Origin of the sequence: Sphaerisporangium rufum (assembly GCF_016863395.1) — a bacterium.
Lineage (GTDB): Bacteria > Actinomycetota > Actinomycetes > Streptosporangiales > Streptosporangiaceae > Sphaerisporangium > Sphaerisporangium rufum.
Window position 1 is genome coordinate 15,967 of record NZ_BOOU01000031.1, and the last position, 21,767, is coordinate 37,733.

The following is a 21,767-nucleotide window of genomic DNA, read 5'->3' on the forward strand; positions in this document are numbered from 1 at the left end:
CCCTGGTGGGAGTGGGGTCGCGGGGGCGAGGGGAGAGTCGAGCGATGAGCCAGGCGGACGGTCCGGGGTCGATGGAACTGCTGTTCCCGGGGCCGAGCGAGATGGCGCGCCGGATGCGCGCCCATCCATGGGCCGACACCCCGATGGGCGATCCGCGGACCTGGCCGACCAGCCTGCGCACCGCGTGCCGCATCTGCCTGACCTCCCGGTTCCCGATGATCGTCTGGTGGGGGCCCGAGCTTCGCTTCATGTACAACGACGCCTACCTGCCGCTGCTCGGCTCCAAGCATCCCGCCCTGGCCAAGCCCGGCCCGGAGATCTGGCCGGAGATCTGGCCCACCGTCGGGCCGATGCTGGACTCGGTGATGGCCTCCGGGGAGGCCACCTGGTCCGAAGACCTCCTGCTGCCGATGAACCGGCACGGCTACCTGGAGGAGACCTACTGGACCTATTCCTACAGCCCGCTGCACGACGACGACGGCACGGTGCGCGGGGTTTTCACCGCGGTCAGCGACACGACGCAGCGGGTGATCGGCGAACGCCGGCTGGCCGTGCTGCAGGATCTCGGCGCCCAGGCGGGCCGGGCGCGCAGCGCGGCCGAGGCGTGCCGGCTGGCCTGCCGGGTGCTGGAGCGGGCCGGGGCCGACGTGCCGTACGCCGCCATCTACCTGCGCCGCCCCGAGGACGACGAGCCGGTGCTCGCCGCGGTCGCCCCCGAAGGGGCAGAGCCGGCCCCGCTGCCGGACGCCCCCGGCGGCTGGCCGGTGGCCGAGGTGCTGCGCGCCGAGCGGCCGGTGACGCTGACCGACGTGGCCGGCCGGTTCGCCGGGCTGCCCACCGGCGGCTGGCGGAACGGGCCGACCCAGGCGATGGTCCTCCCGCTGGCCGGGGAGATCGGGTCGCGGGCCATCGGGACGATCGTGCTGGCCGCGGCCGCCGGGCGGGCGCTGGACGAGCCGTACGAGTCGTTCCTCGCCCTTGTCGCCCGGCAGACCGCCGCCCTGGTCAACGCGGCCATGGCCTACCAATTGCAGCAGCGCCGGGTGGAGGAGCTGGCCGAGCTCGACCGGGCCAAGACCGCGTTCTTCTCCAACATCAGCCACGAGTTCCGCACCCCGCTCACCCTGATCATGGGCCCGGTGGGCGAGCTGCGGACCGCCCTGGCCGACGCCGACCCCCAGGTGCGCGAGGATCTGGAGGTGGTGCACCGCAACGGCCTGCGGCTGGGCAAGCTGGTCAACACCCTGCTGGACTTCTCCCGGATCGAGGCCGGGCGGATGCAGGCCCGGTACGAGCCGGTGGACCTGGCCGCCGTCACCGCCGAGCTGGCCAGCGTCTTCCGCTCGGCGATCGACCGGGCCGGGCTGGAGTTCGAGGTGGACTGCCCGCCGCTGCCCGAGCCGGTGCACATCGACCGCGGCATGTGGGAGAAGGTGGTGCTGAACCTGCTCAGCAACGCGCTGAAGTTCACCTTCGACGGTTCGGTGCGCGTCACGCTGCGCGCCGACGGCGGGCAGGCGGTGCTCACCATCGCCGACACCGGCATCGGCATCGCCGCCGCGGAGCTGCCGCGGCTGTTCGAGCGCTTCCACCGCATCGAGAGCGCGCGCTCGCGCTCCAACGAGGGCAGCGGCATCGGGCTGGCGCTGGTGCGCGAGCTGATCACGCTGCACGGCGGCACCATCGACGCCGTGAGCGAGCCCGATCGCGGCACCGTCTTCACCGTCCGGCTGCCCTTCGGCACCGGTCACCTGCCGGCCGAGGCCGTGGTGCGATCCGGCTCGGGCGAGACGTCGCCGGCCGGCACCGAGCCGTTCGTGGAGGAGGCGCTGCGGTGGCTGCCCGCCGACCCGGCGGTCGAGGGGGCCGATGTCCCCGGCCCGGGCCCGGGGTTCGCCGGCCCGTGGCCGGTGGACGGAGGCACGCCGGCCCGGGTGCTGGTCGCCGACGACAACGCCGACATGCGTGACTACCTGGCCCGGCTGCTGCGCCCCGCCTACCAGGTGTCGGTGGTCGGCGACGGCCGGACGGCGCTGGAGGCCGCCCGGGCCGAGCCGCCGGACCTGGTGGTCAGCGACGTGATGATGCCACGCCTGGACGGCCTGCAGCTGGTCGCCGCGCTGCGCGCCGAGCCGCGCACCGCCGGCGTGCCGGTGCTGCTGCTGTCGGCCCGCGCCGGCCAGGAGGCGTCCATCGAGGGCCTGGAGGCCGGCGCGGACGACTACCTGGTCAAGCCGTTCTCCGCCGCCGAGCTGCTGGCCCGGGTGCGGGCGAACGTGGAGCTGGCCCGGATGCGCGGCCACCACGCCCGGTGGCGGGACGCGCTGATCGACTCGCTGCAGGAGGCGTTCTTCGTCTGCGAGGAGGACGGCACCGTCATCGAGGTCAACGCGGCCTTCGCCGAGATCCTCGGCTACGGCGCCGACGGCCTGCCGTACACGCCGGTGTACCCCTGGTGGCCGGCCGAGACCGACGACCCCGAGGCCCACCGGATGGTCGGCGACACCTTCACCCGGCTGGTCGAGGTGGGCCGGGGCACCGCCACGGTGCCGCTGACCCACCGCGCGGGGCACCGCGTCTGGGTCGCCGTCAGCTTCAACGACGTCACCGACCCCGAGAACGGCCGGCGCCTGGTCGTCGGCACCCTCCGCGACGTCACCGCCGAGCACTACGCCGTGCAGCGGGAGAGCGCGCTGGCCGCGCTCAGCGTCCGGCTCTCCCAGGCGGGCAGCCGGACCGAGGCGCTGCACGAGGCGCTGGCCGCGCTGCGCGAGGTCTGGCGTGCCCGGCAGGTGCTGGCGGCCCGGTGGTCCGGGGACGGCCGGCCGGCGCTCGCCACCACCGGCCCGGACACCGGCTGGGAGGACCTGCCGGCCGGCCTGCGCGACTCGGTCGCCGGGCTGCGCGACAAGCCTCCGCTGCGGCCGGTGGTGACCGGGCCGGGCGGTGCCGGCATCACTCTGGAGCACCCGGACGGCCTGCTGGGCGTCTGGATCGACCTCGGGCAGAACCGGCCGTTCACCGCCGAGGACCAGACGTTGCTCGCGCTGCTGGCCGGCCACCTCGGCCAGGGCCTGCACCGGGCCCACCAGATCGACCGCCAGCGCGAGACCGCCGTCGCCCTGCAGCGCGCCATCCTGGGGCCGGTCGACCTGCCGGACGGGTTCGCGGCGCGCTACGAGCCCGCCAGCCGGCCACTGGAGGTGGGCGGCGACTGGTACGACATCGTGCCGCTGCCCGGCGACCGGATCGGGATCGTGGTCGGCGACTGCGTGGGCCGGGGCCTGCCGGCCGCCGCCGCCATGGGCCAGCTGCGCAGCGCCTGCCGGGCGCTGCTGCTCCAGGAGGCCGGGCCGGCCCAGGTGCTGACCGCGCTGGACCGGTTCGCCGCGCTGGTGCCGGGCGCCCGGTACACCACGGTCTTCTGCGGGGTGCTGGACACCGCCACCGGCCGGCTCGCCTACGCGAGCGCCGGCCATCCACCCGGGATCGTCGCGGAGGCCGACGGCGGGTTGCGGCTGCTGACCGAGGGCCGCTCGACCCCGCTGGCCGTCCAGCCCGGCCGGCCCCGGCCCGAGTCGTCCTACGACATGCCGGCCCGCGCCACCCTGCTGCTCTACACCGACGGCCTGGTCGAGCGGCGCCGCCGCTCGCTGATGGCCGGCATCGGCGAGGCGGGCGCCGCCGTCCAGCACGGCCGCGGCACCCCGCTGGAGGACCTGGCGGGCGAGCTGATGAGCCGGCTGGCGCCGCCCGGCGGGTACGACGACGACGTGGCCCTGCTCCTGTACCGCCAGCCGCCGCCGCTGGAGGTCGCCTTCCCGGCCGAGTCCGGGCAGCTCGCCGGGGTCCGCTCGGCGCTGCGCGACTGGCTGGCCCGGTGCGGGGCCACCCCGTGGACGATCCAGAACGTCCTGGTCGCCGCCGGGGAGGCGTGCGCGAACGCCATCGAGCACGGCCACCGCGACGACCGCGGCGGGCCGGTCCGGCTGCGCGCGGTCGTCACCGGTGGCGGGCTACGACTGACCGTGACCGACACCGGCCGCTGGAAGACCCCGCGGCCGGAGGCCAACCCCCATCGAGGCCGGGGCGTCATGCTCATGCGCGCCCTGGCCGGCGAGGTGACCATCGAACCCGGCGCCGCCGGCACCATCGTCGACATGCGCATAAGGATCCCGCGATGACCACCCCCCTCACCCTTGCCCACACGCGGCGCACCGACGGCACCCCGGCCCTGATCGTCGGCGGCGAGATCGACATGAGCAACGCGGGCGAGTTCGCGGCGGCGCTGTCCGGGACGGGGGACGGCACCGTCCTGGTCGTCGACCTGACCGACGTGGGCTACATCGACAGCGCCGGGCTGACCGTCCTGTTCGACAACACCGGGCACATCGAGGTGGTCGCCAACCCGCTGATCGCCCCGGTGCTGGCCATCTCCGGCCTCGGCGACCTGATCACCGTGCACGGACTGGACGCCGGGCCGGACGGCGGCCCGGCGGCCGGCGGGCTCACAACAGGGTGAGCTGGCCGGTGCCGGCGAGCGGATCGCGGTGGCGGCGCAGGTGCCGCCAGCGAGGCAGGTCGTCCAGGTAGGACCAGGACAGCCGGTGGTGCGGGGTGGGCCCGGTGGCGGCCAGCGCCGCCTGGTGCGCCGGCGAGGGGTATCCGGCGTTGTCGGCGAACCCGTAGGCCGGGCGGTCCGCCCCGAGGGCGGTCATCAGCGCGTCGCGGTGCACCTTGGCCAGCACCGACGCGGCGGCCACGCTGACCGAGCGCTGGTCGGCCTTGACCTCGCAGCGCACCCGCCAGGGCCGGCCCAGGTAGTCGTGCGCGCCGTCCAGCAGCACGACGTCCGGCCGCACCGGCAGCGCGGCCAGCGCCCGCCGGGTGGCCCGGCGCAGCGCCTCGGTCATCCCGACCTCGTCGATCTCCTCCGGCGCGGACGCGCCGATCGCGTGGCCGGCCAGCCAGCCGGGCAGCAGCCCGGCGAACGCCGCCCGGTAGGCGGGGGAGAGCAGCTTGGAATCGGTCAGCGCCACCGGCCGGCCGCCCCGCCCGGCCACTACGGGCGGGGGAGTCAGATGCGTCACCGCGGCGCACACCACGACCGGCCCGGCCCACGCGCCGCGGCCCACCTCGTCCACCCCGGCGATGGTCACCGCCCCGCCGGCCCGCAGCTCTTCCTCGATCGCGTATCCGGCGGTCCTGGGCGCGGCGGCGGTCTCCCGCGGCTTCGGCATGCCGCCATCATGGCACCGCCCACCACCCGGCGCACTCCGATCCCGTAACGGGCGCCGCCCCATGACGGCTCCGTGTCCATTTCGTCGGCGGCCCCAACAAGACGTTCAGTGTGAACGCCCGGCCGGCCGGGCCTCCGGCTGACGGCGCCGCCGGGGCTCACCGGTGCGGCAGCCTCCAGCGGTGGTGTCCGGAGCCGACGCTGACGCGCGGCGACTCCGGCAACTCGACGGTGGCGGTGGTGCCCGGTGGCACCTCCACCTCGACCGTCATGGTGACGCCGTCGCGGCGCCAGGAGACCGCGGCGCGGCCGTAGGGGGTCTCGTGCGACGTGGCGGCGTGCGTGAGGCCGCCGCCGGGGCGGGGACGCACCAGCAGGCGCCGGTACCCCGGCTCGGCGGGCGCCAGGCCGGCGACCGTCCGGTGCAGCCAGTCGGCGACCGCGCCGAGGGCGTAGTGGTTGAACGAGGTCGTCTTGCTGGTGTTGACCCTCCCGCCGGGCAGCACCCCGTCCCAGCGTTCCCAAATGGTGGTGGCGCCGGCGGTGACCGGGTACAGCCACGACGGGCAGCGCCGCTGGGTCAGCAGCGCGTAAGCGGTGTCCAGGTGGCCGGTATCGGTGAGCGCGTCACAGATCACCGGGGTGCCGACGAACCCGGTGGCGATGCGATGGCCGTTCTCGCCGACCAACTCGGCGAGCCTGCGCCCGGCCCGGTCGCGCCGCTCGTCACCGGAGATCAGGCCGAAGCGCAGCGCCAGCGCGTAGGAGGTCTGGGCGTCGTCGGACAGCAGGCCGGACGGCCGCATCCAGCGTCGCCGGAACGCCGCGGCGACGGCGCGGGCCAGGGCGTCGTAGCGCGCGTGGTCCTCGTGCCGCCCGAGCACGGCGGCGATCCGCGCCAGGACCGCCGCCGAGCGCGCGTGGTAGGCGGTGGCGACCAGGTGCGGGTCGGCCTTGGCGGCGGCCGGATCGTCCGGCGGCGCCGACGGGTCCAGCCAGTCGCCGAGCTGGCCGTCGCTCGTCCACAGGTGGTCCTCGCCGGCCAGTGCGGCGACCCGGTCGACCCACGCCCTGGCACCGGCGTACTGATCGCGCAGCACGCCCGCGTCGCCGAACCGCCGGTACAGCTCCCACGGCACCAGCACGGCGGCGTCCCCCCACGCCGCGGCCGGCCGGGGCGTGCTCCACCCGCGCACCGGCACCAGCGGGGTGAACAACGGCACCGTCCCGTCCGGGAACTGCTCGGCCGAAAGGTCGCGCAGCCAGGAGCGCAGCATGCCGGCGCAGTCGTACAGGTAGGCGGCGGCCGGCAGGAAGATCTGCAGGTCACCGGTCCATCCCAGCCGCTCGTCCCGTTGCGGGCAGTCGGTCGGCACGTCGACGAAATTGCCGCGCATGCTCCACACCACGTTCTCGTGCAGGCGCTCGACGAGCGGGTCGGAGCAGTGGAACGCGCCGATGCGCCGCATGTCGGTGTGGTACACCCGCGCGGCCATCCCGGTGACGTCCGCGTCTCCGTCGATCTCGGCGTACCGGAAGCCGTGGTAGGTGAACCGGGGCTCCCACACCTGCTCGCCGCCGTCCCCCAGCACGTACTCGTCGGTGGCCTTGGCGGTGCGCAGCGGGTGGACGCACAACTCGCCGTCCTGCAGGACCTCGGCATGCCGCAGCCGGACGCGCGAACCGGCGGGGCCGGTGACGGTGACGCGCAGCCGGCCGGCGAGGTTCTGCCCGAAGTCGACGATGGTCCGGCCGGAGGGTGCGAGGAGGTCGGCGACCGGGGACAGCTCCTGGGTGCAGCGCACGGGCGGGCCGGTCGGGGCCACCAGCGTGGCCAGGTCGCGGGGGACCGTGCGCACCGGCCGCCAGGCCGCGTCGTCGAAGCCGGGCTCCGACCAGCCGGCCGGTTCCAGCCGCGCGTCGTGGTGCTCCCCGTCGTAGATCTCCGCCGACCGGACCGGTCCGGGGGCGGCCCGCCAGCCGGTGCCGGTGACCACCCGGGTGGTGCCGCCGCCGTCGTGGACGATCTCCAGCTGCGCGAGCAGCGCGATGGTGTCGCCGTAGATGTTCCGGGTGCCGCCGCCGAACCCGAGCCGGCCGCGGTACCAGCCGTCGGCCAGCCATCCGCCGAGCGCGTTGCGTCCCCGCCGCAGCGTGCGGGTGACGTCGAAGGTCTGGTAGCGCAGCCGGTGGGGGTAGCTGGTCCAGCCGGGCGTGAACGTGTGATCGGCCACCCGCCTGCCGTTGAGCTCCAGCTCGTACAGGCCGAGCGCGCTGGCGTACAGCCTCGCCGAGACGACCCGGCGATCGATCGCGAACTCGTGCCGCAGCAGCGGCGCGGAGTCCGCCGGCCGCTCCGGCGTGATGAACGCGGCCGACCAGTCACCGGCGGCGAGCAGGCCCGCCTCCAGCTGCAGCGGGGCACTCCAGGGGGTGGGCACGCCGTCGTCCGCGCCCCAGACGCGGACGCGTACCAACCGGCGCGCGCGGGACGCCAGCGGCTCGGCCGGCCATGGCACCAGCACGCTCTCGGCGGAGCGGACCCGGCCGGTCGTCATGGTCACCGCGGTGGCCGGATCGGCGACCTCGATCTGGTAGGAGTCCTGCCGCCAGTGCGGCAGGTCGGTGGCGATCCGCCAGGACAGGCGGGGGCGTGCCTCGCCGATCCCGAGGGCGTGGTCGTGGTGCTCGGCGCGGACCCGGTCCACCACGATGGCCTGTCGGCTGTGCCGCACGTGTGGTCCCTCCTTCGGGCGGGCGGCTCGAAGGGGGCCGGCCGACGGTAAGGGCGCATAACTAGTCACAAATGACGGTACATAGCCAGCTTTGGGCCATCGGCGTGCGCTGTCAAGCAGTCCGCCGGCCGCGGGGGGCCGGCATTAAATCGTTCTTGACAGTGTCCCGCCCGCTGATTACCTTCCGTGAATACCCATAAGTCAGCGCATATTCATTCACAGGAGGTTCGATGCGCCGCCTCGCGCAGCTCCCGGAACATCCGGGCCGGCCGCCCGTCCGCGCCCGAGGGACACACGTGTGATGAGGACCTTGAGCCGTCGCCGCCGCGTCATCGTCAACACCGACGCCAAGAACGAGGCGGACGACCAGTACGCCATCGTGCACGCCCTGCTGTCGCCCAGCCTGGACGTCCGGGGCATCATACCGGCGCACTTCGGGCAGCGGCCGGGCCGGAGCCTGCAGAGCATGCAGGACAGCCGGGCCGAGGTGGACCTGCTGCTTAAGTACCTCGACATGCAGGGCCGGGTACGGGTCGAGAACGGCGCGCCGTTCCCGATGCCGACCCTGTACATCCCCGTCCCGTCGCCCGGCGCCGAGCTGATCATCGAAGAGGCGATGCGGGATGACGCCGAAGGACCGCTGTACGTGGCCTTCTTCGGCCCGCTCACCGACATGGCCAGCGCGCTGCTGATGGAACCCCGGATCGCCGAGCGGGACGTCGTCGTGGTGTGGATCGGCGGCGCCGGTTACGACGACCCCGACCTGCCCGCCAAGCCGGAGTCGGTCGCGCCGGCCCGGCCGGAGTTCAACCTGTCCAATGACATCGTCGCCGCCAACGTCGTGTTCCGCTCCTCGCTGACCGTCTGGCAGGTGCCCAGGCCGACCTACGTGATGACGGCCGTCGGCTACGCCGAACTCGACGAGAAGGTCGCGCCGTGCGGCCCGCTGGGACGGTACCTGGTCGACCAGCTGGTCGACTGGAACGAGCGGTTCACCAACGTCCCGATGGAGTACCGCGCGCTCGGCGACTCGCCCGCCGTCGCGGTCATCATCAACCCGCAGGCCGGCCGGTACGTCGAACGACCGGCGATGGGCTTCAACTACGACGGCGGCTACGACGCCACGGCCCGATACCGGCCGATCCGGGTGTACGAGACCATCGACTCCCGCTTCATGCTCGAGGACTTCTTCGCCAAGCTGCGGCAGTTCGCCCGCAGCATGCCCGGCCCGGCCGAGGACACCGAACGGCCGTGAGCCGCGGTCTGCCTTTGCGGATCCGAAAGGACACCACGATGACCGATCACCCCGCCCGGGCGGGCCGCGCGGCACCGAGCCGCCGGGATCTGATGAGGATGGCCGGCCTGTCCGCGCTCGGCCTCGGGCCGGCCGGCTGCGGCCGCGGATTCGGCGGCGGGGGAGGCGGCGGCGGAGACGGCGTCCAGCTCACCATGGTCTGGTGGGGCGACGTCGAGCGGGCGAAGAAGACGCAGGCGGCTCTGGCGATCTTCCAGAAGCAGAATCCCGGCGTCACGGTGAAGACCGAGTTCCAGGACAGCGGCCCCTACAAGGACAAGCTGGCCACCCGCTTCGCCGCCGGCGACCCGCCGGACCTGATGGCGATGCGGACCGACAGCCTGCGCGAGTACGCCGACCGTGGCGCGTTGCTGGATCTGACGCAGCACAAGGACGCGGTGGACGTGAGCGCGCTCAGCGAGGGCGCCAGGTCGCTGGCCGCCGTCGACGGCAAGTCCTACGGCATTCCGGCCGGGTTGAACTCCGTCGCCTTCGTCGTCAACAAGGCGGTGACCGACAAGTACGGTGTGAAGATCCCCGACGGCGACACCTGGAGCTGGGAGGATCTCGCCGCGTTCGGCCGGGCGGTCACCAAGGCCAGCGGCAAGAAGGTCTACGGCGTCAACTTCGAGACCTTCAACGTGGGGTACCTGGACGTCTTCATCCGGCAGCGGGGCGAGGACTTCTACACCGCGCAGGGGGCCCTCGGCGTCACCGAGGGGAGCATCACCGCCTGGTTCGAGATGATCCAGAGGATGCGCGCGGACGGCGGGTTCCCGCCGGCCGGGTTCATCGAAGACGTCGGCACCTCACCCGAGCAGTCGTACCAGGCCAAGGGCCTGATCGCCGCCACGATCATCCCGACCAACACCTTCCTGGTCAACAACAAGGCGTGCGGCGGGAACCTGGTGATGCTGCGGATGCCCGGCGAGACCCAGGGCGAGCGGCGGGGGCAGTCCATCGGCTGCCCGCACCTGTGGTCGATCGCCGCGGCCTCCAAGCACCCGAACGAGGCGCTCAAGCTGCTGAACTTCCTCATCAACGACACCGAGGGCGCCAAGACGACCGGCACCACCCGCGGCGTGCCGTCCAACTCCCAGGTGGCCGACGCGATCAAGCCGAGGCTGGAGCGCGACGACCAGGTCGCCACCGACTTCCTGATCGACCTGCAGAAGGAGAAGCTGCCGCCGTCCTACCTGCACCCGCCCGGCTCCACCAAGATCGTGGCCAACCTGAAGACCGTCGCGGCCGAGGTCGAGTACAAGCGGCGGACCCCCGCGCAGGCCGCTCAGGCGATCATCGCCGACGGCCGCAAGGCGCTGGGCGAATGACCGCGGCGCCCCCGGCCCGGGACGGACGACGGCCGGCGTCATGACAGGCACCACGGCCGGGCCGGCGCTGGTCGCCGGCCCGGCGGCGCAGACCCCGCCGCCGGCCCCGCCCGCGAAGAGACGGCAGGACCGGGCCGGCTACCTGTTCCTGCTGCCGTGGTTCGTCGGCATGCTGTTCACCGTCATCCCGTTCTTCGCCTCGCTGTACCTGGCGTTCACCGACTACAACCTGCTCACCCCGCCCAGGTGGACCGGGCTCGCCAACTTCCGGGAGATGCTCGGCGATCCGCTGCTGCACCAGGCGCTGAAGGTCACCTTCATCTACACGTTCGTGTCGGTGCCGCTGTCGCTGGCCGCGGCGCTGGGCGTCGCCATGCTGCTCAGCCGCGGAGTGCGCGGCCTGCCGGTCTACCGGGCGGTGTTCTACCTGCCGTCCCTGCTCGGCGGCAGCGTCGCGATCGTGCTGCTGTGGAAGTACATCTTCGGGCTGGACGGCATCGTCAACGGGCTGCTCGGCTGGTTCGGCATCGAGGGGCCGGCCTGGACGGCCGATCCGGACCACGCCCTCACCACGCTGATCGTGCTGCACATCTGGACGTTCGGCTCGCCGATGGTGATCTTCCTGGCCGGGCTGCGGCAGATCCCGGTCATGTACTACGAGGCCGCCGCCATCGACGGGGCGTCGCGGTGGCGGCGGTTCCGCTCGATCACCCTGCCGCTGCTGAGCCCCATCATCTTCTTCAACCTCATCCAGTCGCTGATCTCGTCGTTCCAGACCTTCACCCAGGGCTTCGTGATGAGCAACGGCACCGGCGGCCCGGCCAACTCCACGCTGTTCTACAACCTGTACCTCTACCAGAAGGGGTTCTCCCAGTTCGACATGGGTTACGCCTCGGCCATGGCGTGGATGCTGCTGGTCATCATCGCGGCGTTCACCGCGCTCAACTTCCTGGCCGCCAAGTACTGGGTCCACTACGACAACTGAGGTCGCACCATGCCGGCTCCCCCCTACGAGCAGGACAACTTCATCGAGCGGATCGGCGGTACCCGCCGCACGCGCTTCACCAAGCACGTACTGCTGTGCCTTACCGGCGCGGTCATGCTCTACCCGCTGGCCTGGCTGGTCTCCAGCTCGGTCAAACCCGCGCTGCTGATCTTCAAGGACCTGTCGCTCTGGCCGGCCGAGTGGGACCTCGGCAACTACTCCGACGGGTGGAACGCGCTGGGGCAGCCGTTCAGCGTCTATCTGGTCAACTCGCTGATCATCGTCGTGCTCGGCATCGTCGGCAACCTGGTGTCCTGCTCGCTGGCCGCCTACGGCTTCGCCCGGCTGCGCTTCACCGGCCGCAAGCTGTTCTTCACCCTCATGCTGGGCACCATGATGCTGCCCGGCCACGTGCTGCTGGTGCCGCAGTACATCGTGTTCGCCAAGCTGGGCTGGCTCAACACCTACTACCCCCTGCTGGTGCCGCACTTCCTGGCCACCAACGCGTTCTACATCTTCCTGATGGTGCAGTTCATGCGCGCCCTGCCGCAGGAACTCGACGACGCCGCCCGGATCGACGGGTGCGGGCCGTTCCGCACCTTCTGGAAAGTAATCATGCCGCTGTGCCTGCCGGCGTTCGCCACCACGGCGATCTTCACCTTCATCTCGGTGTGGAACGAGTTCTTCGGCCCGCTGCTCTACCTCACCGACGACGAGCTGTACACGGTGCCGCTGGCGCTGCGCCAGTTCATCGACTCCGAAGGACAGGCGCACTGGGGTGAGATGTTCGCCATGTCCTTCCTGTCGCTGGCGCCGGTCATCGGCTTTTTCATCGCCGGCCAGAAATACCTGGTCAAGGGCATCGCCACCACCGGCCTGAAATAGGCCGGCCCCGGGACGGGTACGCGTCCCGGGGCCGATCGGCGGGCCGTCAGCCCATGTGGGGGTAGCGGTGGTCGGTGGGCGGGACGAAGGTCTCCTTGATGGCCCGCGGGCTGACCCAGCGGATCAGGTTGAACAGCGAGCCCGCCTTGTCATTGGTGCCCGACGCGCGGGCACCGCCGAACGGCTGCTGGCCGACCACCGCGCCGGTCGGCTTGTCGTTGACGTAGAAATTGCCCGCCGCGAAGCGCAGCCGCTCGGCGGCCGCGTTGATCGCGTACCGGTCCTGGGCGATCACCGCGCCGGTGAGGGCGTACCGGGAGGCGCCCTCCATCTGGTCCAGCACCCGGTCGTAGTCGCCGTCGTCGTAGACGTGCACCGCCAGGATGGGCCCGAAGTACTCGGTGACGAAGGCGTCGTCGGCCGGGTCGCTGCCCTCCAGGATGGTCGGCCTGACGAAGTAGCCGGTGGAGTCGTCGAACGAGCCGGTGAGCACCCGGATGGAGTCGGTGGCCCGGGCCCGCTCGATGGCCTCCCGGTTCTTGGCGAACGCCCGGGCGTCGATCACCGCGCCCATGAACGTCGACAGGTCGGCGCCCACGTCACCCACGGTCAGCGACTCGGCCGTCGCCACCAGGTCGTCCCGGACGGCCGTCCAGACCGAGCGCGGGACGTAGGCGCGGGAGGCCGCCGAGCACTTCTGCCCCTGGTACTCGAACGCGCCGCGGATCAGCGCGGTGGTCAGCACCGCGGGGTCGGCGGAGGGGTGGGCGAGCACGAAGTCCTTGCCGCCGGTCTCGCCGACCAGCCGCGGGTAGCCGCGGTAGCCGCCGATGTTGCGCCCGACCGTCCCCCACAGGTGCTGGAAGGTGGCGGTGGAACCGGTGAAGTGGATGCCGGCCAGCTCAGGGTGGGCGAGCGCCACCTCAGAGACGGCCGCGCCGTTGCCGGTCACCATGTTGATCACCCCGGGCGGCAGCCCGGCCTCCTCCAGCAGCCGCATGGTGAAGTGCGCGGCGAACTGCTGGGTGGGCGAGGGCTTCCAGACCACGACGTTGCCCATCAGCGCCGCCGAGGTCGGCAGGTTCCCGGCGATGGCCGTGAAGTTGAACGGCGTGATCGCCAGCACGAACCCCTCCAGGGGCCGGTACTCCATCCGGTTCCACACGCCCGCCGAGGAGATCGGCTGCTCGGCCAGCAGCCGGCGGGCGAAGGACACGTTGAACCGCAGGAAGTCGATCAGCTCGCAGGCGGCGTCGATCTCGGCCTGCTGGGCCGACTTCGACTGGCCGAGCACGGTGGCGGCGTTCAGCGTGGCCCGGTACGGCCCGGCCAGCAGGTCGGCGGCCCGCAGGAAGATCGCGGCACGCTCGTCGAACGGCAGCGCCCGCCAGGCCGGCGCGGCGGCCAGCGCGGCGTCCACCGCGGCCCGCACGTCCCCGGCCGAGGCCTCGGCGGTGCGGCCGAGCACCCGGGCGTGGTCGTGCGGCTGCACGACGTCGATCGGCGCGCCGGCGGCCATCCGCCGCTCGCCGCCGACCGTCATCGTCAGGTCGATCGCCGAGCCGGCGAGCTCCTTGATCCGGGCCTCCAGCGCGGCGCGCTCGGCGCTGCCCGGGGCGTATCCGCGCACCGGCTCGTTGGCCGGGACCGGGACGTTGCTGACGGCATCCATGGAAGGCCTCACTTGGTACGGAGAGAACGCAGGAAGAACGCGACGTTGGCCGGGCGCTCGGCGAGCCGGCGCATGAAGTAGCCGTACCAGTCGTCGCCGTAGGGGACGTAGACGCGGACGGTGGAGCCGGCCCGGGCCAGCGACTCCTGCCGCTCGGTGCGGACGCCGTACAGCATCTGGTATTCGAAGGCGTCGCGGCCCCGGCCGGCCCGGGCGGCCAGCACCTCGGCGATGGAGATCATCCGGTCGTCGTGCGTGGCCACCATCGGGTAGCCCTCGCCCGCCATCAGGATGCGCAGGCACCGGACGTACGCCTGGTCCACCTGCCGCTTCTTCTGGTGCGCGACCGAGGCCGGTTCGGCGTAGGCGCCCTTGACCAGCCGGACCCGCGAGCCGGGGCCCGCCAGGTCGCGCAGGTCGCCCTCGCTGCGGAACAGGTACGCCTGCACCGCGACGCCGGTCGCGGGGAAGTCGGCGCGCAGCTCCCGCAGCACCGACAGGGTGGAGTCGACCGTGGTGTGGTCCTCCATGTCCAGGGTGACGGTGGTGCCGGCGTCGCGCGCGGCGGCGCAGATCTGCCGGGCGTGGTCCAAGGCCATGGCCTCGTCCAGCCGCTGCCCGACCGCCGACAGCTTCACCGAGACCTCGGCCCGGCCGCCGAGGCCGAGCGGGCGCAGCGCGTCCAGCATGGCCGCGTACGCCTTGACGGTGCCGGCCGCCGCCACCGCGTCCCCGGTCTCCTCGCCCAGATGATCCAAGGTGACCGACAGCCGCGCGTCGGTGAGGCGCCGGACCGCGGTGACCGCGTCACCGGTCTCCTCGCCGGCGACGAACCGGTCGACCACGCTCCGGGTCGGGGGGAAGCCGGCGACGGCCCGGCGGGCCAGCGGGCTGCGCGACACCGCCAGAAGTAGGGAACCCAGCATGCTCACCACCATAAATCCGCAGTTCAGTGGCCTCCATGGACATCCGCCACGCCCGACGACTACCCGGCTCATACAGATGTATGACAATGGACGGGTGGAGCTGCAGGACATCGTCGACGAGATCGCCCGCGTGCTGGACGCCCCGGCCACCCTGGAGGACCGCGGCCTCCAGCTGCTCGCCTACGCGGCGCAGCGCGGCGACATCGACGCGGTGCGCCGCGAGTCGATCCTGCGCCGCCGCGCCTCCGACGAGGTGCGCGCCTACTTCGAGGGCTACGGCATCGCCGCCGCCGCCGGCCCGGTGCGCATCCCGGCCGACCGGCGCCTCGGCGTGCTCGCCCGGGTCTGCGTGCCGCTGCGGCACCGCGAGATCACCTACGGCTACCTGTGGCTGCTCGACTCCGGCGCGCTCGGCGACCGGCGGCTGGCCGAGGCGGCGCCGCTGGTCGAGCGGGCCGCCGCCGCGCTGGCCCGCGAGGCGCGCGCCCGCCGCGATCTCGGCGGGCGGCTGCGCGAGCTGCTGTCGGCCGACCCTGAGGCGCGCGCCGCGGCGGGCGTGGAGGTGGACGGGCCGGTCGCCGCGATCGCCGTGCAGTCCGCCGCCGGCCGGTCCGCGCCGCTGTGGACCCTGCCGCGCGGGGTGCTCGCCGACGCCGGCGACCCGGTGACCGCGGTGCTCGCCCCCGCCGGGCAGGCGCGCGCCATGGCCGAGCGGGTCCGCGCGATGTACGGAACCGCCGCCGGCGTCGGCGGGCCCCGTGACGACCCGGGGGAGGCCTGGCTGAGCTGGCGGGAGGCCCGGCTGGCGCTGCGGGTGGCCCAGCGGGTGCCCCGGCACGCCCCGGTCGCCGCCTGGGCCGACCTCGGCGTGCACCGGCTGCTGGCCCGGCTGCCCGCCGCCGAGCTGGCCGGCGTGGCGGCCGAGGCGGCGGCGCTGCCCGACGAGCTGGCCCGCACGGTGGCCGCCTACCTCGACCACGGCGGCCGGGCCGGCGAGACCGCCGACCTGCTCGGCGTGCACCGGCAGACCCTCTACTACCGGCTGGCCAAGGCCGGGCGGGTCACCGGCCTGGACCTGGCCGACGGCGAGGACCGGCTGGTGCTGCACCTCGGCCTGAAGGCGGCCGAACTGCTGGCCGCCCCGCCGGCCCGGCGCGCCCGGTAGATCCGCCACGTACCGCCCGGCCGGGCCGGCGCCCCGCTCGGTCAGGGCGCCCGGTAGATCCGCACCTCGTCGACGTACATCGACACCGTCGGCGGGGTGGTGGCGTCCCGGCACGGCGCCCACCGGTCGCACACCACGTCGTTCTGCAGGGTCAGGTGCATCGGTCCGCGCGGGACGTTCGGCCCGGTGTACTCCCAGGTACGCCGGCCGTCCAGCCAGAACGTCAGCCGGCCGGGCAGCCAGTCCACCGCGGCGGTGTGCCAGCGGGTGAAATCGGTCGCCACCTGGCTCTGCGCCTGCGGCGCGTCATCCCGGTGCACGTAGATGCCGGCCGCGCGCCGGGACGGGTCGATCACCTCGGCGAAGTCGACCTCGGCGTACTCGCGGTCGTCGCTGGACCACAGCAGCGCCACCAGTGAGTACCCCCGGCCGGGCTCGCCGCGGAAGCGGACCTCCCAGCGGCCGTAGGTCTGCGACAGGGTGCTCGCCACCCCGCCGGACAGGTCCTTGCCGCCGTAGATGCCGCCGGTCATCCGCAGCGCGCCGCCGCGCACCGAGGTGGCCGCGGCGGTGCGCGGGTTCACCCGGGCCTGCGGGGAGTGGTACACCTCCCACCTGCGCGGATCCAGCCGGTCGAAGGTCTCGGTCAGCACCGGGGCGCCCCAGCGAGGATCGGCCGGCGCCCGGATGCCGGCGGCCGGCCCCGGGGACGCGGGGGCGGGGCTCGCCGGCCGGAGACGGCCGCCGGGCGGCCGCGGCGGGCCGGACCGAGCCGCCGGCGGGCCCGCACCGGGCGGCGGGGGCGGCATCTCCGGCCAGGCGTGCCGGGGCGGCGACACCGCGGCCGGCCCGCCCGGTGCCACCGCGCCGCCGGGACCGCCGGGGGCACCCGAGCCGTCCCGGACGCGGGGGGCGGCGGCGGGGGGCGGCGGCGGGGCGTCGGGCCGGCCCCGCGGGCCGGGCGAGGGCGTGCGGTGGCCGGGCGGTGGCGGGGGCTCGTCGGGGCCGGCGGCGAAGGCGGCGGCCGGCGGGCGGGCGGCGCCGGACGGGGGAGGCCCGCCCCGGTCACCCGGGCCGGGACAGAGGCCGAGCACCGCCGCGACCGCGATCAGGTACGCCTCACGAATCGGCATGCGCCCATGAAAGCAAGCGACCCGGGCTGATCACCGGGTTATAACGAGCCGGCACCGGGCCCGGCCCGGCCGGTTGCGGACATCCGGCGCCGGAAAAGCGCGGGCCCGCACCGCCTGCGCGGTGCGGGCCCGGCCCGGTGGGGGAGGCTCAGGCGGCCTCGGCCTCCTCGGTCTCCTCGACGTCGATCGGCTGCCCGCGGCCGGTCACGGTCTCGTACACCCGGACCAGCTCGCGGCCGACGCGCTCCATCGAGTAGCGGGACCCGGCGCGGTCGGCGCCGGCGAAGCCGAGCGCGGTCCGCCGGGTCAGGTCGCCGAGCAGGCCGCGGATCCGGCGGGCGAGCGTCGCGATGTCGGCCGGGCGGACCAGCAGGCCGGTCACGCCCTCCACGACCGAGTCCAGGTGGGCGCCGGTCGCCGAGGCGATGACCGGCACCCCGCAGGCCATGGCCTCCAGGGCGACCTTGCCGTTGGGGACGGCCGAGGGGAGCGACAGCACGATGTCGGCGCTGCGCATCAGCTTGGGGATGTTGTTGTGCGGGACGTGCCCGAGCAGGGTGACCCGGTCCTCGACGCCGACCTCCTTGGCCAGCAGCCGCAGGTCCTCCAGGTGCTGCTCGGCACCGGGGGCGCCGGCGACCGGCCCGCCGGCGATCAGCAGCTCGGCGCCGGGGATGCCCTCCAGCGCGCGGATCGCCTCGTGCGCGCCGCCGCCCGGGGTGATGTGGCCGACGTGCAGCAGCCGGGGACGGCTGCCGCGGGAGTTCGCCGGGCCCTGGCGGCGGAAGCGCTCGACGTCCACGCCGTGCGGGATGACGGCGATGCTCTTGCGCGGCACGCCCAGCCGGATCAGCTCGGCACCCTCCTGCCCGCAGCTGGCGATCACCGCGTCGGCCCGGCGGCCGATCGCCCGCTCCAGGCGGGTACGGGCGGTGTGGCGCTCGCCGCCCGGCCGGATCCGGGTGGAACCCAGGGTCTGGAAGCTCTGCACGATCGGCACGCCGAGCCCCTCGGCGGCGGCCACCGCGACCAGGCCGCTCGCCCAGGAGTAGGCGTGCACGACATCGGGGCGGTTCTTGGCCCAGCGCAGGCGCAGCTCCTCGGTGAACGCGGCCAGGTGCGGCATCAGCGCCGTCTCGGGCAACGCCTCGGCCGGGCCGGCCGGGACGTACTCGATCGTGGCGCCGGGGCACATCTTGGCGCGCGGCTTGCGGTCGGCGGCGTCCATCCGCGTGTAGACCGTCACCCGGTGGGCAGAGCCCAGTTCACGAACGATGGCGGGGAGGTCAGAGGGAAGATCGTGCACGGAGACGACGGCGATGTTCACAGCACACCTCAGGGGAGTCGGGCCGCGTAAAGGGCCCACAGACGTATCTGGGTGTGCCTGCGTCTTAGGCACGAGATCTGACACTCAGTTTGTACCGGCCGGGCGGAAAACGCAAACCCCTCCCCGCAAAAAATCTCGGGAAACCGGACTCATCTCTCAGCGAGTGCGGCGGAGCGCCAGGATCGTGGCCTCGTCCAGCAGCTCGTCGCCGCAGAACGCGTGATGATCGTCCTCCACCGCCTTGACCACCGAGGCGGCCGGCTGCCCGGCGCAGCGCGCGAGCACCTCGGTGAGCCGGCTCTCGCCGTACGCCAGCTCCGCCTGTCCCGAGCGGCCCCGCGAGCCGGCCAGCCCGTCGGAGTACAGCACCAGGGTCTCGCCCACGCCCACGATGACCTCCTCCACCGGCACCTCCGCCCCCGGCTCGATGCCCAGGGGCATGCCGCCGCCGGAGGTGAAGCGGACGCCGCCGTCCGCCCGGATCACCGCGGGCGGGTGGTTGCCCGCCGAGGCCAGCCGCACCCGGCCGCCACGCCGCCCGGGGGTGAGGAACCCCACCGTCACCAGGACGAACATGCCGGTGTCCTGGACGACCAGCGCGTCGTTGAGCCGGGCCACCACCGTGCCCGGGTCGGACTCCCACACGCTCAGCGTCCGCAGCCCGCCGCGCACCATCGCGGTGACCGACGCGGCCTCCTCGCCCTGGCCGACGACCCCGCCGACCGCGAACCCCCAGCCGTCCTTGGCCCGGAAGACGTCGTAGAACTCACCACCGATCGCCCGCGGGCCGGCCCCGGTGTGGTACGCCGCCGCCGAGTCGTAGCCCGGCACGTCCGGCAGCGTGCGCGGCAGCACCCCGGTCTGCAGCGTGTCGGCCGCCTGCGCCCGGCTCTGAAAGACCCGCTGGGCCCGCAGCGCCAGCCCGATGCCGCCGGCGGCGTCCTCCATGAACGCCAGGTCGGCCAGGCCGAACGGCGGCCGCTCGCGCAGCCGCAGCAGCGTGATGACCCCCTGGGTCTCCTCGCCCGCCCCGATCGGCACGCTGAGCAGCGAGCCGGCCTGCACCGCCCGCAGCACCGGCGAGCCGTCCGGCAGCACGCCGAGCAGCGACTCGTCCTCCACCATCTCGTGCACCACGCCGGCGCCGCGCCCGAGCACGTGGGAGAACAGCGGGGCCGCGGCGGGATCCATCCGCTCCAGCGTGCGCACCAGCCGGCTCACCGGCTGATTGGCCGGGCCGATCACCAGGGACCGCTGCGGCCCGCCGGGGCGCACCACGTCGGCGAACACCCAGTCGGCGGTGGCGGACGCCAGCAGCCGGCCCGCCCGGATCAGCGCGACCGGCTCGCTCAAGCTCTCCTCGTCCAGCAGCAGCCGGGTCAGCCGCGACATGAGGTCCTGGCGGCGCGCGGTCGCCATGACCAGCGACTCGTCCGGTACCTCCTGCGACTCGGGCTCGCGCTCGGCCTCCGGCAGGCGCGCCTCCACCGGCAGCGCCACCGCCGCGATCATCTCCTGCGGCTCGCCGGGCATCCGCAGCGGGGTCAGCACCAGCTGGACGTTGTGCGCCCGGCCCTGATGGGCCAGCCGGGTCGGGAACGCGGCCGTCTCCCCGTTGTGCAGCACCGCCGTCAGGTGCGAGCGGAACGCGGCCCGCCGCGAGACGTCCACCAGCAGCGGGAAGGCGCGGCCGGTCAGGTAGCCGTCCGGGCTGCCGAGCAGCCGGGCGGCCTCGGCGTTCACCCGGCGCACCGTGCCGCCGGTGTCCAGGATCACCACCGGCACCGGCATCGTCCGGTAGATCGCGCGCAGCAGCTTCAGCTCCCGGTTGGCGCCGCCGTCCCGCCCGCCGGACCGGCGGCGCGAGCCGCCCAGCTCGCCGACCGCCGAGCGCAGCAGATCACGCGCGGTGTCCAGCTCCACCAGGGCCGCGTCCAGCGTGGGCCCCGGGTCGGACGGGTAGGCGGCGCGCGCGTCGCGCAGCGACGCGATGCGCGCGGTCAGCCCGTCCAGGGCCTGCTCGAGTGCGGGAACGTCGGTCGGGTCGGTCACGTGGCGTCCTTCGTCGGGTGGGAGCGTCGCCTCCTCGCTAGACGGTACGTCACCGCCGGGCGACCCAGCGATGAGTACCTCCGCCTTGGAATTAACCTGGGATCTACGGGCAGCGAGACGGTTGTATGGAGACGATGCGGATGTTCGGCCCCACCCTCGCACGGGACCTCGCGGCACTCGGCCGCGTGCACGAGGGCACCTCGATGGAGAGCGTGCTGCGCGGCATCACCACCGCGGTCGCGGTCGGCGTGCCCGGCTGCGCCGGCGGCACGGCGGAGCTGCGCCGCGAGGAGCGACTCATGGTCGCCGCCTCGCACAGCGACCTGATCACCCTGGTCGACCGGGAACAGGCCCTCGGGGAGGGCCCGTCGGCCGAGGCGGTCGCCACCCGGCGCAACGTGCTGGTCGGTGACGTGCTGCTCGACGGCCGCTGGCCCCGGTACGCCGCCGAGGCCGTCCGGCACGGCGTGCGGTCCGCCCTGGTGCTGCCGATCACCGTCGACGGCGCCACCCTGGTGCTCGGGCTGTACGCGGTCCGGGCCGGGGCGCTGGCCGGCGGCTCGGCCGAGCCGCTGGCCGCGCTGCTCACCGAGCAGCTCACCGTGGCCCTGGCCAACATCTCCGACTACGACGACGTGCTCACCGACGCGGCCCAGCTGCAGGAGGCACTGGCCGGCCGGGCCGTCATCGACCAGGCCAAGGGCATCATCATGCACGCCAGCGGCTGCTCGGCCGAGGCCGCCTTCGACGAGTTGCGCCGGCTGTCCCAGCACCACCAGGTGAAGGTGGCGGATCTGGCCCGGCTGCTGGTCAGCGAGCACCAGAGCAAGCACGGCGGGGCCGCGCCGTCCTGAGGCGCGCGCCCGGCCGGCCGGCGGGGGAGGTTCGGATGCGGATCATCATGCCGACAGGACTCTAGCGTCCCGCACCGACAGTCGGTTCCGAGCTCGCCGCCGGCGGGCCGGCGAAGATCTCGCCACCCCGGCCCGCCCGGGTGGTTGGCGGCCTGGACCTGGAACTCCG

General features: G+C 73.9%; 15 protein-coding genes. 8 read left to right on the forward strand and 7 right to left on the reverse strand.

The annotated features are described in order from the left end of the window. Window positions 1–44 precede the first annotated feature (44 nt). Together Sru01_RS09915 and Sru01_RS09920 are read left to right on the forward strand one after the other, a co-directional pair. Complete coding sequence (locus Sru01_RS09915) at window positions 45–4,184, forward strand: SpoIIE family protein phosphatase (protein WP_203983690.1); 4,140 nt, start codon at window positions 45–47, stop codon at window positions 4,182–4,184. Beyond that, a complete protein-coding gene (locus Sru01_RS09920; protein ID WP_203983691.1) occupies window positions 4,181–4,522 on the forward strand; it encodes an STAS domain-containing protein in 342 nt (113 codons plus the stop codon). The genes Sru01_RS09915 and Sru01_RS09920 overlap by 4 nt, the downstream gene beginning before the upstream one ends. On the opposite strand, the gene rnhB is transcribed toward Sru01_RS09920, so the two are convergent. Continuing rightward, window positions 4,509–5,240 (reverse strand): ribonuclease HII, encoded by a 732-nt coding sequence (rnhB, locus tag Sru01_RS09925; RefSeq protein ID WP_203983692.1) that lies wholly within the window; start codon window positions 5,238–5,240, stop codon window positions 4,509–4,511. The two genes, Sru01_RS09920 and rnhB, sit on opposite strands and share 14 nt — an antisense overlap. Before the next feature lie 157 nt (window positions 5,241–5,397). Next, on the reverse strand, window positions 5,398–7,974 hold the full coding sequence (locus Sru01_RS09930) for a family 78 glycoside hydrolase catalytic domain (protein WP_203983693.1): 2,577 nt from the start codon (window positions 7,972–7,974) through the stop codon (window positions 5,398–5,400). 310 nt (window positions 7,975–8,284) lie between these two features. Between Sru01_RS09930 and Sru01_RS09935 the strand changes: the two genes are divergently transcribed. Genes Sru01_RS09935 through Sru01_RS09950 form a run of 4 tightly spaced genes read left to right on the forward strand, consistent with a single transcriptional unit; the run spans window position 8,285 to window position 12,469 of the window. After that, on the forward strand, window positions 8,285–9,229 hold the full coding sequence (locus tag Sru01_RS09935; protein WP_203983694.1) for a nucleoside hydrolase: 945 nt from the start codon (window positions 8,285–8,287) through the stop codon (window positions 9,227–9,229). 38 nt (window positions 9,230–9,267) lie between these two features. After that, window positions 9,268–10,599, forward strand: coding sequence for an ABC transporter substrate-binding protein (locus Sru01_RS09940; RefSeq protein WP_203983695.1), 1,332 nt, complete (start codon window positions 9,268–9,270; stop codon window positions 10,597–10,599). 40 nt (window positions 10,600–10,639) lie between these two features. Then, window positions 10,640–11,584, forward strand: coding sequence for a carbohydrate ABC transporter permease (locus Sru01_RS09945; RefSeq protein WP_239137213.1), 945 nt, complete (start codon window positions 10,640–10,642; stop codon window positions 11,582–11,584). A gap of 9 nt (window positions 11,585–11,593) precedes the next feature. Then, window positions 11,594–12,469 (forward strand): carbohydrate ABC transporter permease, encoded by an 876-nt coding sequence (locus Sru01_RS09950; RefSeq protein ID WP_203983696.1) that lies wholly within the window; start codon window positions 11,594–11,596, stop codon window positions 12,467–12,469. 46 nt (window positions 12,470–12,515) lie between these two features. Here Sru01_RS09950 and pruA read toward each other — a convergent pair whose 3' ends face one another. Beyond that, window positions 12,516–14,141: an L-glutamate gamma-semialdehyde dehydrogenase gene (gene pruA, locus Sru01_RS09955; protein WP_203983698.1), complete on the reverse strand. Its 1,626-nt coding sequence runs from the start codon at window positions 14,139–14,141 to the stop codon at window positions 12,516–12,518. 8 nt (window positions 14,142–14,149) lie between these two features. Then, window positions 14,150–15,067: a proline dehydrogenase family protein gene (locus Sru01_RS09960; RefSeq protein ID WP_203983700.1), complete on the reverse strand. Its 918-nt coding sequence runs from the start codon at window positions 15,065–15,067 to the stop codon at window positions 14,150–14,152. A 76-nt stretch (window positions 15,068–15,143) separates the two neighbouring features. On the opposite strand from Sru01_RS09960, the gene Sru01_RS09965 reads away from it, so the two are divergent. Beyond that, window positions 15,144–16,232, forward strand: coding sequence for a PucR family transcriptional regulator (locus Sru01_RS09965; protein WP_203983702.1), 1,089 nt, complete (start codon window positions 15,144–15,146; stop codon window positions 16,230–16,232). 41 nt (window positions 16,233–16,273) lie between these two features. Here the strand turns inward: Sru01_RS09965 and Sru01_RS09970 are convergent, their stop codons facing one another. The 3 genes from Sru01_RS09970 to Sru01_RS09980 all read right to left on the reverse strand — a co-directional run bounded on the left by Sru01_RS09970 (window position 16,274) and on the right by Sru01_RS09980 (window position 20,744). After that, a complete protein-coding gene (locus Sru01_RS09970) occupies window positions 16,274–17,365 on the reverse strand; it encodes a glycoside hydrolase family 16 protein (RefSeq protein ID WP_203983704.1) in 1,092 nt (363 codons plus the stop codon). 148 nt (window positions 17,366–17,513) lie between these two features. Beyond that, window positions 17,514–18,692, reverse strand: a complete 1,179-nt coding sequence (locus Sru01_RS09975) for a glycosyltransferase (RefSeq protein WP_203983706.1) — start codon at window positions 18,690–18,692, stop codon at window positions 17,514–17,516. A gap of 156 nt (window positions 18,693–18,848) precedes the next feature. Continuing rightward, window positions 18,849–20,744: a SpoIIE family protein phosphatase gene (locus Sru01_RS09980; protein WP_203983708.1), complete on the reverse strand. Its 1,896-nt coding sequence runs from the start codon at window positions 20,742–20,744 to the stop codon at window positions 18,849–18,851. Window positions 20,745–20,884: 140 nt separating this feature from the next. Between Sru01_RS09980 and Sru01_RS09985 the strand changes: the two genes are divergently transcribed. Beyond that, window positions 20,885–21,598: an ANTAR domain-containing response regulator gene (locus tag Sru01_RS09985; protein ID WP_239137215.1), complete on the forward strand. Its 714-nt coding sequence runs from the start codon at window positions 20,885–20,887 to the stop codon at window positions 21,596–21,598. Window positions 21,599–21,767: the final 169 nt, after the last annotated feature.